A 14,222-nucleotide genomic window follows, 5' to 3' on the forward strand; every position below is an offset into this window, starting at 1 on the left:
CCTGGTCAGTTTACAGTTGCAGGATAGCCGGCTTCTTCGAGAACCTGCTGAATAGCCCCCGCACTAGCAGTCGTCTCAACCTTGACCGCCCGCGCCTCCGGATTCGTCTCCACCCTGGCGGTGGGGTCGACTGACTGGATCGCCTTGGTGACGGATTTTGCGCAGCCACCGCAGGTCATGTTCTCGATTCTGAGTTCCATGAGAATTCTCCTTGTTTCGGTCTCACGCTGCCGGATGTAGGGCTTCCAACCATGGGAAGGTCAAGAGCGATTTTTCTCTTTCTGCCCTCTTGACCTTCCCATGGTTGGAAGCCCCATCTTCTGTCCGAACTGAAATTTCGGGACAAAAAGGAGGCGGCTATGAATGCCCCCGTTCGAGCAACAGACCCGTCTGGAACGATATCACTCCCCATTGAGGGGATGACCTGTGCATCCTGCGTAGGTCGTGTCGAAAGAGCCCTCAAGGCCGTGCCTGGCGTCGCCGATGCGGTCGTCAATCTGGCGACCGAAAAGGCGAGCATCACCACCAACGCTGCGGTCGATCCTGCCACGCTCGTCAAGGCCGTGGAGGATGTAGGCTATGAGGTCGCGGCAAGCTTCTCCGCGCCGACGGCAGCCTCGCTTGAAGTGGCGATCGAGGGCATGACCTGCGCATCCTGCGTGGGACGCGTCGAAAAGGCGCTCAAGGCCGTACCCGGCGTCACCAATGCCGTCGTCAACCTCGCGACCGAGAAGGCCACGATCCAGGGCAGCGCCGATGCGGCGGCTTTGGTGGCTGCCATTGAGGGCGCGGGATACGACGCCAGGGTGATCGCCACGGCGGCAGGAACCAGCCAGGGCGAGACGGATGATCGTACCGAAAAGAAGGAAGCGGAGCGCCGTGAACTGACGCGCGATTTCACCATCGCGGCGGGGCTGACGGTGCCTGTCTTTATCCTGGAGATGGGCTCGCATGTCGTCCCGGGCATGCATGACCTGATCGCTTCGACCATCGGCATGCAGATGAACTGGTACATCCAGTTCGTGTTGACGACCATCGTGCTGTTCGTTCCGGGTATCCGCTTTTATGATAAGGGGCTGCCCGCCCTGTGGCGGCTCGCCCCCGACATGAATTCCCTGGTCGCGGTCGGCACGCTCGCCGCCTATGGCTATTCGCTGGTCGCGACCTTCGCGCCCGGTTTCCTGCCTGCCGGAACGGTGAACGTCTATTTCGAGGCAGCCGCCGTCATCGTGACGCTGATCTTGCTCGGTCGCCTGCTGGAGGCGCGTGCCAAGGGACGCACCTCCGAGGCGATCAAGCGTCTCGTCGGCCTTCAGGCCAAGATGGCGCGCGTGCGCAGGGACGGCAAGACGATCGAATTGCCGATCGATTCCGTTCTGACCGGAGACGTCGTTGAGGTTCGGCCCGGCGATCGCATCCCGGTGGATGGCGAGGTCATCGAAGGCGAGAGCTATGTCGATGAATCCATGATCACCGGCGAGCCGATCCCCGTCTCCAAGGCAAACGGCAGCGAAGTCGTGGCCGGAACGGTAAACCAGAAGGGCGCTTTCGCGATCCGCGCCACTGCGGTCGGCGGCAACACAGTGCTGTCGCAGATCATCCGTATGGTGGAGGAAGCTCAAGGGTCGAAGCTGCCGATCCAGGCGCTGGTCGACAAAGTCACGATGTATTTTGTGCCGGCGGTGTTTGCGGTAGCGATCCTCACCTTCGCCGCATGGATGTGGTTCGGCCCGTCGCCCGCACTCACATTCGCTCTGGTCAATGCCGTCGCCGTCCTGATCATCGCCTGCCCATGCGCCATGGGTCTGGCGACGCCGACCTCGATCATGGTAGGCACAGGCCGCGGTGCGGAACTTGGCGTGCTCTTCCGCAAGGGCGAGGCGCTGCAACTGCTGAAGGACGCGAAGGTCGTCGCCGTCGACAAGACGGGCACGCTGACGGAAGGCAAGCCCGCGCTCACCGATCTGGAACTGGCCCTTGGTTTCGACCGGGCAGATGTCCTCGGTCTGATGGCGGCCGTCGAGGCGAAGTCGGAGCATCCGATCGCCCGTGCGATCGTGGATGCGGCCGCCGGGGAAAACATCCCGCTGCCGGCTGTGTCGGATTTCGAATCGGTGACTGGGTTCGGCGTCAAGGCCGTGGCCGGCGACAAGCGTGTCGAGATCGGCGCCGACCGCTACATGGCAGAACTCGGCCATGACGTGGCCGGGTTCGCTCAGGTCGCCGAACGTCTCGGCAACGAGGGCAAGTCACCGCTCTACGCCGCGATCGACGGCAAGCTGGCGGCGATCATCGCCGTGGCCGATCCGATCAAGGAGACGACGCCCGCGGCGATCAAGGCGCTGCACGATCTCGGCCTCAAGGTCGCGATGATCACCGGCGACAATGCCCGCACGGCAAAAGCCATTGCGGCTCGGCTGGGGATCGACGAGGTGGTGGCGGAAGTGCTGCCGGACGGCAAGGTCGACGCGGTACGCCGCCTCAAAGCCCAGCATGGCAAGGTCGCTTTCGTCGGCGATGGCATCAACGACGCTCCGGCGCTGGCCGAAGCGGATGTGGGCCTTGCCATCGGCACGGGTACGGACATTGCCATCGAGGCAGCCGACGTGGTGCTGATGTCGGGCAGCCTGCAAGGCGTGCCGAACGCGATCGCACTGTCCAAGGCGACGATCGGCAACATCCGGCAGAACCTGTTCTGGGCCTTTGCCTACAATACGGCTCTTATCCCCGTTGCCGCCGGTCTGCTCTATCCGGCCTACGGCATCCTGCTGTCGCCGGTCTTTGCCGCCGGCGCGATGGCCCTGTCGAGCGTCTTCGTCCTCGGCAACGCGCTGAGGCTCAAGACCTTCCGCGCGCCCGCGCAGGCGGAAAGCGGCGCAGTCCGGCCCCGTCGGCCTGAACTTGCGCCTGCGGAATGAGAAACAGGCGAGCCTGCTTCGGCAGGCTCGCCACATGTAAAGGAATGAAGCAGTGACCAATACAGGAACTCCGTCAGTGGTGCTGTATACCACGCCAACCTGCCCCGATTGCCATGCCGTCAAGCGATGGCTTGCTGACCAGGGTGTCCCATTCGAAGAGCGTGACCTGTCAGATCCGCAGATCGCCGAAGAGGCGAAAGCGCGGACCGGCGTGCGCGTTGCCCCGATCACGATCGTCAACGAACAGGTCTTCTATGGCACCTTTGCTGACCAGAAACCTCGTCTGGCGGAAGCCCTGTCATCAGGCGCCGCCTGAGGGGAGATTGTCATGGGAAGACAAATCGAAATTCGGCAGGCGGGGCGCATCATCGACGTGCCGGATGGCCGAACCATTCTGGAGAGAGCGCTAGAAGAAGGGATCGCATACCCGCATGGATGCCGTTCGGGCCGCTGCGGCTCGTGCAAGTCCCGACTGGTCAGCGGCGAGGTCGATCTTCTGCCGCACACGCGCTTTGCCCTGACGGACGATGAGCGGTCTCAGGGACTGATCCTTGCATGCCGCGCGCAGCCGCTCACGGACTGCACGGTCGCATGGCTCGATGAGGAGGAAGAACAGCTTGATCTTCCCGTCCGCACCTATCGCACGCGGGTTGTCGCGATCGATGACGCAACCCACGACATCCGGCAAATCAGGCTGGAGGTCGAAACGGGAGAGGCCGTCGCGTTCAAGGCGGGCCAGTATGCGCAGGTGACGTTCGATGGCGTTCCGGCGCGCGACTATTCGATGGCGAACCAGCCCGGGCGAGACCATCTCGAATTCCACATCAGGCATGTGCCCGGTGGAGCGACGAGCGAACACGTCGCCAGGTCACTCAAGGTCGGTGACGAGGTTTCGGTCCGCGGGCCGCTCGGCAGCTCTTTTCTGCGCGAACAGCATACTGGTCCAATTCTGGCGGTCGCCGGCGGGTCGGGACTGGCGCCGATCAAGTCGATTGTCGAAACGGCGCTGACAAGCGGCCTGCGGCAGCCGATCCATCTCTATTTCGGGGCACGGACGGAGCGCGATCTCTATCTGGTCGAACATTTCAGTCTTCTGGCGAGCGCCTACGACAACCTCACCTTCACACCCGTGCTTTCGGAAGTGAGCCGATCCGATCGCTTCCGAACCGGCCTGGTAACGGATGCGATCGTGAGTGACGTGCAGGATCTCGATGGCTGGAAGGCATATATGGCCGGACCGCCCGCCATGATCGATGCTTCTGGCATCATGCTTCGCGAACTGGGCTTGCGCGGCGAGGACATACATGCGGACGTATTTTTTACGCCCGAAGAAGCGCCTACATAAGTCGAAGAAAGGAACCAGCGATGAACATCGGAAAGGCAGCGGCGGCATCAGGCGTTTCGGCGAAGATGATCCGTTACTACGAATCGATCGGATTGATCGCGGAAGCGTCGCGGACGGATAGCGGATACCGAGATTACTCCGACAAGGACGTGCATACGTTGCGTTTTATCAGGCGTGCGCGCGATCTCGGTTTCTCGGTCGAGAAAATGACGGAACTGCTTGCGCTCTGGCGAGACCGAGACCGGGCGAGCGCGGACGTCAAGCGTGTTGCCCTTGAGCATGTCGAGGAACTTGAACGGAAGGCGCGTGAACTCAGGGAGATGAGCATGACGCTCAAGCACCTTGCCGAGAACTGCCGGGGCAATGCCCGGCCGGACTGCCCGATCATCGATGAGTTGGCGACGACTGATGACCCTGAGACCAGCCCCACACACACCCGCGATCGTTCCGGCGCGACAGGGAACAGGTTCGAGCACACGAGGCCCGTCGTGTCGGCGAAGGCGGAAAGAAGCGGTCACGGTGCCAGGGAGCAATAGCCATGACACTTGCCGGCGAAATCCTGCACCTGTTCAAACGGGCATGTTCGGACGGCGACATGGAAGTTGCCGAGAAGCTATTGCAGGCTCTTGAACTGATTGATGCGCGAGGGCTCGGCGTCGCAGCTTCGCACAAGCCGTTGTCTCAAGCTTATCTGGCTATCGGAGAACTTCCTGTGCCTCCGAAAAAATGTCAGCGGCATCACTAGGACATCATCCGTTCAATGAGGCCCAAGGATGGATGAGCCGGAAACGGGACGGGTCAATGCCGACTTCGCAGGTCAACAACTGCCCGCGTAGGCGGGACTCCGAAACTCAGCGGCGGCGGGAGACCTCCTCCTGATATCCGCGCTCTCGTTCCGGCCAGGTACTCTTAATAAAAGCGAGGACAGCCCGGATCTCGCCCTCGCTCAGGGCATCGGCAAAACCAGGCATGTCGCTCTCATAGCTCCCTCCGACGATGGCCGCTGTACCCTCCTTGACGATGCGGAACAGCATCTCATCGGCATGGTGCCAGGTGTGGCCGCTCTCGTCGTGCGGCGGTGCGGGCAGCCGACCGGAGGGAAGCGGCGAGCGCCAGTCCGGCTGCCCTTCGAGATTCGCACCGTGGCAAGACGCGCATTGATCCGCATAGACTTGTCGGCCCTGCTCGACGACCTCCGCTGATGCCGCAGCGGTGGATTCGGAACGGGCGTAATGCCACCCAGCCAATGTTACCACGATCGCTCCTCCGAGGAACGACCTTGACCAGAAAGTATTTTGGGGCTTCTTTCGCATGGCACGCATGTTCAGTAACGAGGAATTGCAACGCACGAGATGGCAAGGAAGATTTGCCAGTGGTGCGACACCATTTGCAATAGACATTCCGGTGAGTAGTACCTATCTTTCCAGTATGTTTGCGCGCGTTGTCTCCATGCTTGCCATAGCCGCGGTCGCCATCATGACGATGGTGTTTTCCGCGCACGCGGCACGCATGAGCATAACGCCGGACCCGGCTGTGCATGCGAACGAGATGATAGTCGTCTCAGCCGGCATCGAGCCTGCATGCAGCAGCGAACACTGCGGATCGGCAGACATGGATGCGGGAACCTGTGAACTGGTTTGTGCAGGTTTTTCGCTCTTTCTCATATCACCGAGCGGTGGTTCTGGAAACCAATACACGCCAACCATCTATGTCCTGCCGCCTGATGCAAGCATTGCCGGTGGGGCGCTTGGACTGAACGAGCGTCCTCCGAAGGTCCGCTTCCTCTGATCGCGCCCGGGCTTCGGCCCGCGGACTTCCGACAGCTTGAGGAACGGGACTGCTGTCCCGAGGAGACGACCATGAATACCCTTTCACGACGCGGCTTTCTCGCCGCTGGCGCAGCTATGCTGGCCTACGCTCATGTGCCCCGGACGGCGGCAGCGCAGGACGCCACGCCGCTGTCGCTTCGCGCCGCCAGCCGGACTCTGGACATCGACGGACGCGCCGCCACTGTCTGGGGTCTTGCCGGGCCATCAGGACAGGGCCTGACACTCGATCCCGGCATGCCCTTCCGGGTGGATCTAACAAACGAACTCGATACCGCCACACTGATTCACTGGCACGGCCAGATTCCGCCCAATGCGCAGGATGGCGTGCCCGACATGCCCTTGCCGATGCTCGCCCCCGGCGAAACACGCGCCTATGACTTCGCACCGCTGCCCGGCACCTATTGGATGCACGCGCATGTGCCGCTGCACGAGATGCGCCTTCTGGCCGCGCCACTGATCGTGCGCAGTGCCGAGGATGTCGCCGCTGACCGGCAGGAGGTGGTGCTGTTTCTGCATGATTTCTCGTTCAAGGCGCCCGAGGAGGTGATGGCCGAGATCACATCCGGCCATGGCGCCACGGGCAATCACGGAAGCGGCGCAGGCGCAGGCACGGGCGGAATGTCGGGTATGGACCACGGCGCGATGGGAAACATGCCGATGACTGGCATGGATCACGGCGCCATGGGTGGAATGGGGTCCATGGACAGTATGGCGATGGACCTCAACGACTACGATTGGGACGCCTATCTTGCCAACGATCGCACGCTCTCGGACCCGGAAGTGGTGCAGGTCGAGCGCGGCGGGCGTATCCGCCTACGCGTCATCAACGCCGCTGCGGCGACTGTGTTCTGGCTGGACACCGGCGAAGCGCAGGCCCGGCTCGTCGCGGTTGATGGCCACGCCGTTCAGCCGCTGTCTGGCACGCGGTTCGGTCTGGCCATGGGCCAACGGCTCGACCTTGAGATCGACCTGCCTTCGGAGGGTGGTGCCTGGCCGATCCTTGCGCTGCGAGAAGGAGCGCGGGAGCGCACTGGTCTGATCCTTGCCACTCCGGGCGCCGAGATACGGCACATTGATGCTTTGGCAGAGTCCGAAGCACCGGCTTTTGACACCAACCTTGGACAGGAGACGCGCTTGATCGCTTCCGAATCCTTGCCGGAGCGGCCGGTGGACCGCAGCCACATGGTAATGCTGGGCGGCTCGATGCAGCCCTATGTGTGGACGATGAATGGCGCCGTCTGGGGCCAGCATCGCCCGGTTACCGCGAGGCGCGGCGAGCGGATCGTGCTGTCCTTCCACAATATGTCGATGATGGGTCACCCGATGCATCTGCACGGGCATGTGTTCCAGGTCGTCGGGCTGAATGGACGGGCGGTTACGGGCGCGCGGCGGGACACGGTGTATGTGCCGCCAATGTCGATGGTCGACATTGCACTCGACGCCGGAGAAGCCGCGCGCTGGATGCTTCATTGCCATCACATGCCGCATCTTGAAACAGGCATGATGACCGAATTTGCGGTCAGCGCATAGGCAGCGTGCTGGCAGGAGGACGCCGGCACCGGCGTCCTCCTGTGCAACAAGGAGGTGAACCCTATGTCAATGTCTCACGGCGGTCATGCCGGCCACATGCCCGCGAGTGGTGATCGCAAAGCGCTCGTCATTTCGGGCTGGCTTACCGGCCTTTACTTCATCGTGGAACTCGGGATCGGCATCTGGACTGGCTCGGTCGCCGTCATGTCGGATGCCTTCCACACCTTCTCGGCCGTGGGCGGCGTGCTCATTGCGCTGGTCGCCATGCGTCTGGGTGAGCGAAAATCCAGCCCCTCGCGCACCTTCGGCTACATTCGGGCGGAGATCCTGGGGGCCCTCTTCAACGGCCTCTTCCTCGTCGCCATGGCTCTCTACGTGCTGTGGATGGGCGCGATGCGCCTCATGGAGCCCATCGAACTGGCCACGACGCCGATGTTGATCGCCGCAGCGGGCGGCATCGCCACCGAGCTTGTCGCGCTCTGGCTCATGTACGAGCGCCAGAAGGACAACCTGAATATCCGGGGTGCGTATTGGCACATACTGCAGACCTTCGTCGGCAGCTTCCTGATCATCGTCTCGGCGCTGGTGATCCGATTCACGGGCTTTGTGGCCATCGACCCGCTGCTTGGCATGGCCTTCGGACTGGTGCTGCTCTGGGCTTCCTGGGGTATTATGCGCGAGGCATTGCACATCCTGCTGCAAGGCACGCCCGAAGACCTCGACTTGGAGGCCGCCATCGAGGCCATCCGGCAGCTAGAGGGGGTTACCGACGTGCATCACGTCCATGCCTGGAGTCTGACATCCGGGCGCAATGTATTCTCAAGCCACGTCTGCGTTGGGGACTTTCAGGAAGGCGAACGGGTGTTGCGACAAGCAAGCAATCTCCTGCGCGAGCGTTTCAACATCTACTTCTCGACGTTGCAGATCGAGAAATACTGCCTCGACGGCGAGGACTCTGCGGCCGAGATTGACATCATGCAGTCTCAGACGGGGCAAGAACGGACCAGCATCGGAAAGATCCACGACAATCACTGATTGGCAGGAACTCCGGATTCCGATCACCTCTTGACCTTCCAACGGTTGGAAGGCGCAGAATAGGCGAAGAGCAAGCTTAGGATAAGACGCCGGGGAGGCGTGAAAATGGCCAGCAAGACCGAACACGATCACCAGAATCAGAGTCACGTTCATTCCGCCCAAGGTCATGCGCATGATCACGGGGCGGTCGCGCAGGACGACGCGCACAAGGTCAAGGACCCGGTCTGCGGCATGATTGTCGATCCCCACACGGCCCAGCACAAGGCCGAGCATGCGGGCCGGCCCTATTATTTCTGCTCGGCCGGGTGCCGCGCGAAGTTCCTGGCCGAGCCCGAAAGCTATCTCGATCCGGCGGCGGCGGAGGTAGTACCGATTCCCGAGGGGACGGTCTATACCTGCCCGATGCATCCCGAGATCCGGCAGGACGGCCCCGGATCATGCCCGATCTGCGGCATGGCGCTGGAGCCGGTGCTGGTCAGCCTTGAGGCCGAGCCCAATGTCGAACTGATCGACATGACACGCCGCTTCTGGATCGGCCTCGTTCTGGCGATCCCGGTGTTCATTCTCGAGATGGGCGGGCATGTGTTCGGGCTGACTCACGCCATCGGGCAGCAGGTCTCGAACTGGCTGCAACTGATCCTCGCAACGCCGGTCGTTCTCTGGGCGGGCTGGCCGTTCTTCCAGCGTGGCTGGCAGTCGCTCGTCAACCGCAGCCTCAACATGTTTACACTGATCGCCATGGGCACCGGGATGGCGTGGATCTACAGCGTCGTCGCCACGCTTGCACCCGGCATCTTCCCCGACGCCTTCCGCCAGAACGACGGCTCGGTCGCGGTCTATTTCGAGGCGGCGGCGGTCATCACCGTGCTGGTGCTGCTGGGACAGGTACTGGAGCTGCGGGCGCGCGAGAGCACCAGCGGCGCGATCCGGGCGCTGCTTGACCTCGCTCCCAAGACCGCGCGGATCATTCGTGACGACGGCACTGAGGAGGAGGTTCAACTCGACACCGTTCATGTCGGCGACCGTTTGCGGGTGCGGCCTGGCGAGAAGGTGCCGGTCGATGGCGAAGTTCTGGAAGGACGCAGCGCTGTCGATGAATCGATGGTGACCGGCGAGTCGATGCCGGTGACCAAGGAGGCCGGCGCCAAAGCCATCAGCGGCACCATGAACCAGTCCGGCGCGCTAGTGATCGAGGCACGCAAGGTCGGGCGAGACACCATGCTGTCGCAGATCGTCCAACTCGTCGCCGAGGCGCAGCGAAGCCGCGCGCCGATCCAGCGCCTCGCCGATCAGGTGTCGGGGTGGTTCGTGCCGGCGGTGATCGTCGTCGCAGTCATCGCCTTCATCGCTTGGTCGATCTGGGGACCGGAGCCGCGCTTATCCTTCGGGCTGATCGCGGCGGTTTCGGTCCTGATCATCGCCTGTCCCTGCGCGCTCGGGCTGGCAACGCCGATGTCGATCATGGTCGGCGTCGGCCGGGGCGCACAGGCGGGCGTGCTGATCAAGAACGCCGAGGCGCTCGAGCATATGGAGAAGGTCGATACCATCATCGTCGACAAGACCGGTACGCTGACCGAGGGCCGGCCCGCTGTCACCGCAATCGTGCCAGCGCCTGGCTTCACCGAGGACGAGGCTTTGCGGCTTGCCGCCAGCGTGGAGCGGGCCAGCGAGCATCCGCTGGCGCTGGCCATCGTTCGCGCTGCCGAGGAGCGGGGGATCGTGACCGCACCGGTCGCGGATTTCGACTCGCCGACCGGCAAAGGCGCCTACGGCACGGTCGAAGGCAAGCGCATTCCCCTTGGAAATGCCAAGTTCCTGGCCGAGCAAGGCGTTGATGTCGCCCCACTGGCGGATGAGGCCGACCGGCTGCGCGAGGACGGGGCAACCGCGATCTTCATGGGAGTGGACAACCGCATCGCCGCCATCTTCGCCATCGCCGATCCGGTCAAGCCCTCGACGCCCGAGGCGCTTGCCGCGCTGAAGGCGCAGGGAATCCGCGTTGTCATGCTTACGGGTGATAACTGGACCACGGCCAAGGCGGTCGCCCGCCGGCTCGGCATCGACGAGGTCGAGGCCGAGGTCCTGCCCGACCAGAAAAGCGCGGTCGTGCAGCGTCACAAGGCGGCAGGCGAGGTGGTGGCGATGGCAGGCGACGGCGTGAACGACGCGCCGGCGCTGGCGGCGGCCGATGTGGGCATCGCCATGGGCACCGGTACCGATGTGGCAATGGAAAGCGCAGGTGTCACATTGCTCAAGGGCGATCTCACGGGCATCGTCCGCGCGCGCCGGCTCTCGGAGGCTGTCATGCGCAACATCCGCCAGAACCTGTTCTTCGCCTTCATTTACAACGCGCTCGGCGTGCCGGTGGCAGCCGGGGTGCTCTACCCGTTCTTCGGCATCCTGCTGTCGCCGATCATCGCCGCCGCCGCCATGGCGCTGTCGTCGGTGAGCGTCATCGCGAACGCCTCCCGGCTGCGGGCCACGAGATTGTAGGAGGCTGACGTGGGCGAAGGTCCTCCATCTGGAAAAATTGGTGACGATGGTGGCGCCAACAGCCCGGATACCGTCCCATCCTTGCGCTAAGTCAAAGTCTGCGGCGAAGGGGGCCGCTATGAGTATCTTTGCGACGGAAGGGCAGAACAGGCCATGATGCAATGTCATGATGTCGGGCGGGATGATGTGGGGCATCGTTCTTCTGGTACTCGTGCTCCTTACCGCCGCCGCTTTGATCAAATACGTATTTTTCCGGTGATCCAGCTTTGACGAAGTTGCGGCCCAGATGGAGGAACTGAGATGCAAACCATCCATATGATCAGCAGGCGCTCCTTCCTAGCCAGCGCCACCGCGTTCCCCGTCCTGCTCTCAACGGCGGGAACGGTTCGCTCGGCAGGACTGCCTCTGGTGACCGTCACCAAGGATACGAATTGCGGGTGCTGCGGCGCATGGGTCGAGCATATCGAGGCGGCCGGCTTCCCGGTGAGCGTCGTGGAATCGAGCGAGGTCGAAAGCCTCAAGCAGCGGCTCGGCGTCCCGGCGGCGTTGTACTCCTGCCATACGGCCGAAGTGGACGGCTATGTCATCGAAGGACATGTGCCGGCCGCCGCGCTTCGCCGCCTCCTGGCCGCGCGCCCGTTCGCGACAGGGCTTGCGGTTCCCGGAATGCCCGCCGGCTCCCCCGGCATGGACTTTCCCGGCGTGGTCCCCGAGCCATACGAGGTGTTCCTGTTCGGCCCTTCCGTCCAGAAAACCTTCGGGCGTTTCCGCGGCGCGCGGGAGATCTGAGTGGAACGCTGCTCATGATCCATCCGGTCGCCATCAGTCCGATTCAGAACCGGGCCTGCGGGGCAGACCCTGCCTTTGTCAGGAGCTCTGGTTGCCTGGGCTCGGATATTGACGGCCGCAAGGATGTCATCTGGTGCGTGGCAACTCTCCATCCCGACCTCGACAAAGAAGCCAAGCCATGAGCAGGAGCTCGACTGCGGCTTTCGGATCGAAAGGCGACTGGCTCCGCCAGTTCCTGACAGGCCTGCTGCTGCTTGCGTTCAGCGCTTTTGTTTTCCTGGCAGCGGCGCATGCCAGCCCGGGCACACACGGCTCGCATCAGGATCAGACCGTTGCGGGTGCACAGCATGAGGCCCATTCGAATTACTCCGACGACCGAAGCAAGGCTGCGGACGAACGATGCTGTCACACTGAAACGGCGCCGGACCGCGATTGCGGCCAGCTCTGCACCATTGTTGCCCTGCTACCCGAGGCGCCGCCTGTGATGCCATCCTCGGACGGCGAGCCATTGCTCGGTTTCCAGGCCAGCGATCTGGGCCGAAATCCTTCAGTCCTCCTGACACCACCGCGTCTGACCGCCCCTGCGTAGTGAACGCATCGGCCGGGAGATGTTCTTCTCGGCACTCAAGCAGCAAACAGTCAGACGAAGCCACGGTAGGCGCGCGTCCAGAAATTAGACGCGGCTCTCCGGTGCCAAAGGATAAACCATGACGTACCGAACAATAGTTGCGCTTTCTGCTAGTCTCTTGATGGGAGTCTCCGGCGCTGCTCTGGCGCAGCAGGCAGAGCATGACGCCCATTACCCTCAGACGCCACAGGCCCAGGAGGAACGGGCCCCTGCCTCCATGTCCCCTTCAGGACAGATGCCTTCGATGCAGGACATGCCGCATGAATGCCGGGCCATGATGGAGACCATGCCCCAAGCGTGCATGGACGCCATGCAGCAGATGATGCAGGGCGGCATGATGCACGGTGGGATGGCCGCTCCCCAAGGCGGAGAGTCGGCTCCAGCCGACGCCGATGTCGCCGACTTCACCAAGGCCTATGTCGATGCGATGGAGGAGATGCACGGCCCGATGATGGAGGGCGTCATGGCCGAGGACCCGGACGTCGCTTTCATCCTGGGCATGATCCCGCACCATCAGGGTGCGGTCGACATGGCGAAGATCGTGCAGCGATACGGAGATGACCCGCAGACAAGAGAGTGGGCGTCTCAGATCATTGAAGCACAGGAACGTGAGATCGCCGAAATGCAGGCGTGGCTGGACAGGAATGCCGGCCAGCAGCCTGCTGGCTTGGTCGAGACAGGCGGAACCGTGTACTCCGCCAACGAGGGCGACAATTCGATCAGCGCCATCGAACTCGGCACGGGTTCGGTCGAGACGGTGCAGATCGGAGTCTCACCGCACAATGTCGATCGGACGCCGGACGGGAGGCTGCTGCTCGCCGTCGGGAGCCCTGCCTCCGATCACGCTCACGGATCGGATGACCAGGGACATGCCGATGCCGGCAACGGGCTTCTGGTGGTGCTCGATCCGCAGCAACTGTCACAACCCGTCGGCACTGTAGAAGTCGGTGCGCATCCGGCGCATGTCGTCGCCGATCGCAGCGGCCGCGCCTATGTTTCGCTGTCCGGCGGGAACGAGATTGCGGTCGTTGATCTCGCAGCGGCTTCGGTGATCGAGCACATCACGACAGGAGCCTATCCGCACGGGCTGCGCCTCAGCCCGGATGAGAGCGAGCTCTATGTGGCCAATGTCGAGGACGGCTCGGTCTCCGTCATCGACACGCAGGAGCTGACCGAGGTTGCGCGCATTCCGGTGGGCGCAGCGCCCGTTCAGGTCGGGTTCACGCCCTCGGGCGATCAGGTCTACGTCTCTCTTCGAGACGAGAACCGGGTGGCCGTCATCGACACCGCATCCCGCGAGGTGACGAACAGGATCGATGTCGGGCCGAACCCGATCCAGATGTTCGCCACCCCGGATGGAGCCTACGTCTATGTGGCCAATCAGGGCACCGAGGCGGAACCGAACGATACGGTCTCCGTGATCGAGACTGAGTCCGGAAACGTGATCGAGACGATCACCACCGGGGGCGGCGCCCACGGCGTCTCGGCATCGGCTGACGGGGCATTCGTGTTCGTAACGAACATTGCCGATGACAGCGTTTCGATCATCGACGTGGCGAGCCAGGAAGTGCTCAAGACCGTGCCGGTCGGCGATCGCCCGAACGGCATAGTCTACGCCGGATCGAACTAGTAAGCAGCGCGGCGCCGGAGCGAAA

15 protein-coding genes are annotated in these 14,222 nt (G+C 63.0%); 13 read left to right on the top strand and 2 right to left on the bottom strand.

What is annotated here, in order from left to right:
* Nucleotides 1-5: 5 nt before the first annotated feature.
* Complete coding sequence (locus tag ACVNHC_RS22445) at nucleotides 6-200, bottom strand: heavy-metal-associated domain-containing protein (RefSeq protein ID WP_012092684.1); 195 nt, start codon at nucleotides 198-200, stop codon at nucleotides 6-8.
* Between the two features lie 159 nt (nucleotides 201-359).
* Between ACVNHC_RS22445 and ACVNHC_RS22450 the strand changes: the two genes are divergently transcribed.
* From ACVNHC_RS22450 to ACVNHC_RS22470, 5 genes are read left to right on the top strand one after another with little or no spacing between them, the layout of a single operon-like run.
* A complete protein-coding gene (locus ACVNHC_RS22450; RefSeq protein ID WP_122520891.1) occupies nucleotides 360-2,918 on the top strand; it encodes a heavy metal translocating P-type ATPase in 2,559 nt (852 codons plus the stop codon).
* A 52-nt stretch (nucleotides 2,919-2,970) separates the two neighbouring features.
* Nucleotides 2,971-3,234: a glutaredoxin family protein gene (locus ACVNHC_RS22455; RefSeq protein WP_012092682.1), complete on the top strand. Its 264-nt coding sequence runs from the start codon at nucleotides 2,971-2,973 to the stop codon at nucleotides 3,232-3,234.
* A 12-nt stretch (nucleotides 3,235-3,246) separates the two neighbouring features.
* Nucleotides 3,247-4,263: a 2Fe-2S iron-sulfur cluster-binding protein gene (locus tag ACVNHC_RS22460; protein WP_122520892.1), complete on the top strand. Its 1,017-nt coding sequence runs from the start codon at nucleotides 3,247-3,249 to the stop codon at nucleotides 4,261-4,263.
* Between the two features lie 20 nt (nucleotides 4,264-4,283).
* The gene (gene cueR / locus ACVNHC_RS22465) at nucleotides 4,284-4,799 is read left to right on the top strand and encodes a Cu(I)-responsive transcriptional regulator (protein ID WP_012092680.1); all 516 of its coding nucleotides are present in this window, start codon (nucleotides 4,284-4,286) and stop codon (nucleotides 4,797-4,799) included.
* 2 nt (nucleotides 4,800-4,801) lie between these two features.
* Complete coding sequence (locus ACVNHC_RS22470; RefSeq protein WP_028034408.1) at nucleotides 4,802-5,008, top strand: hypothetical protein; 207 nt, start codon at nucleotides 4,802-4,804, stop codon at nucleotides 5,006-5,008.
* Nucleotides 5,009-5,114: 106 nt separating this feature from the next.
* Here ACVNHC_RS22470 and ACVNHC_RS22475 read toward each other — a convergent pair whose 3' ends face one another.
* The gene (locus ACVNHC_RS22475; RefSeq protein ID WP_247648027.1) at nucleotides 5,115-5,519 is read right to left on the bottom strand and encodes a c-type cytochrome; all 405 of its coding nucleotides are present in this window, start codon (nucleotides 5,517-5,519) and stop codon (nucleotides 5,115-5,117) included.
* Nucleotides 5,520-5,574: 55 nt separating this feature from the next.
* On the opposite strand from ACVNHC_RS22475, the gene ACVNHC_RS22480 reads away from it, so the two are divergent.
* The 8 genes from ACVNHC_RS22480 to copM all read left to right on the top strand — a co-directional run bounded on the left by ACVNHC_RS22480 (nucleotide 5,575) and on the right by copM (nucleotide 14,197).
* The gene (locus tag ACVNHC_RS22480) at nucleotides 5,575-6,051 is read left to right on the top strand and encodes a hypothetical protein (RefSeq protein ID WP_457169627.1); all 477 of its coding nucleotides are present in this window, start codon (nucleotides 5,575-5,577) and stop codon (nucleotides 6,049-6,051) included.
* A 71-nt stretch (nucleotides 6,052-6,122) separates the two neighbouring features.
* On the top strand, nucleotides 6,123-7,622 hold the full coding sequence (locus ACVNHC_RS22485; protein WP_457169629.1) for a multicopper oxidase family protein: 1,500 nt from the start codon (nucleotides 6,123-6,125) through the stop codon (nucleotides 7,620-7,622).
* A gap of 63 nt (nucleotides 7,623-7,685) precedes the next feature.
* Nucleotides 7,686-8,657, top strand: coding sequence for a cation diffusion facilitator family transporter (locus ACVNHC_RS22490; RefSeq protein WP_206110628.1), 972 nt, complete (start codon nucleotides 7,686-7,688; stop codon nucleotides 8,655-8,657).
* A gap of 105 nt (nucleotides 8,658-8,762) precedes the next feature.
* Nucleotides 8,763-11,150 carry a heavy metal translocating P-type ATPase gene (locus ACVNHC_RS22495; protein ID WP_122520895.1) on the top strand — a complete coding sequence of 796 codons (2,388 nt, stop codon included), beginning with the start codon at nucleotides 8,763-8,765 and terminating at the stop codon, nucleotides 11,148-11,150.
* Nucleotides 11,151-11,450: 300 nt separating this feature from the next.
* A complete protein-coding gene (locus ACVNHC_RS22500) occupies nucleotides 11,451-11,939 on the top strand; it encodes a DUF411 domain-containing protein (protein ID WP_122520896.1) in 489 nt (162 codons plus the stop codon).
* A 14-nt stretch (nucleotides 11,940-11,953) separates the two neighbouring features.
* Nucleotides 11,954-12,121 (top strand): hypothetical protein, encoded by a 168-nt coding sequence (locus tag ACVNHC_RS22505; protein WP_163001346.1) that lies wholly within the window; start codon nucleotides 11,954-11,956, stop codon nucleotides 12,119-12,121.
* On the top strand, nucleotides 12,118-12,528 hold the full coding sequence (locus ACVNHC_RS22510) for a hypothetical protein (protein WP_122520897.1): 411 nt from the start codon (nucleotides 12,118-12,120) through the stop codon (nucleotides 12,526-12,528). The genes ACVNHC_RS22505 and ACVNHC_RS22510 overlap by 4 nt, the downstream gene beginning before the upstream one ends.
* 283 nt (nucleotides 12,529-12,811) lie before the next feature.
* On the top strand, nucleotides 12,812-14,197 hold the full coding sequence (gene copM / locus ACVNHC_RS22515; RefSeq protein ID WP_247648028.1) for a CopM family metallochaperone: 1,386 nt from the start codon (nucleotides 12,812-12,814) through the stop codon (nucleotides 14,195-14,197).
* Nucleotides 14,198-14,222: the final 25 nt, after the last annotated feature.

The organism is Pannonibacter sp. Q-1 (genome assembly GCF_054073275.1).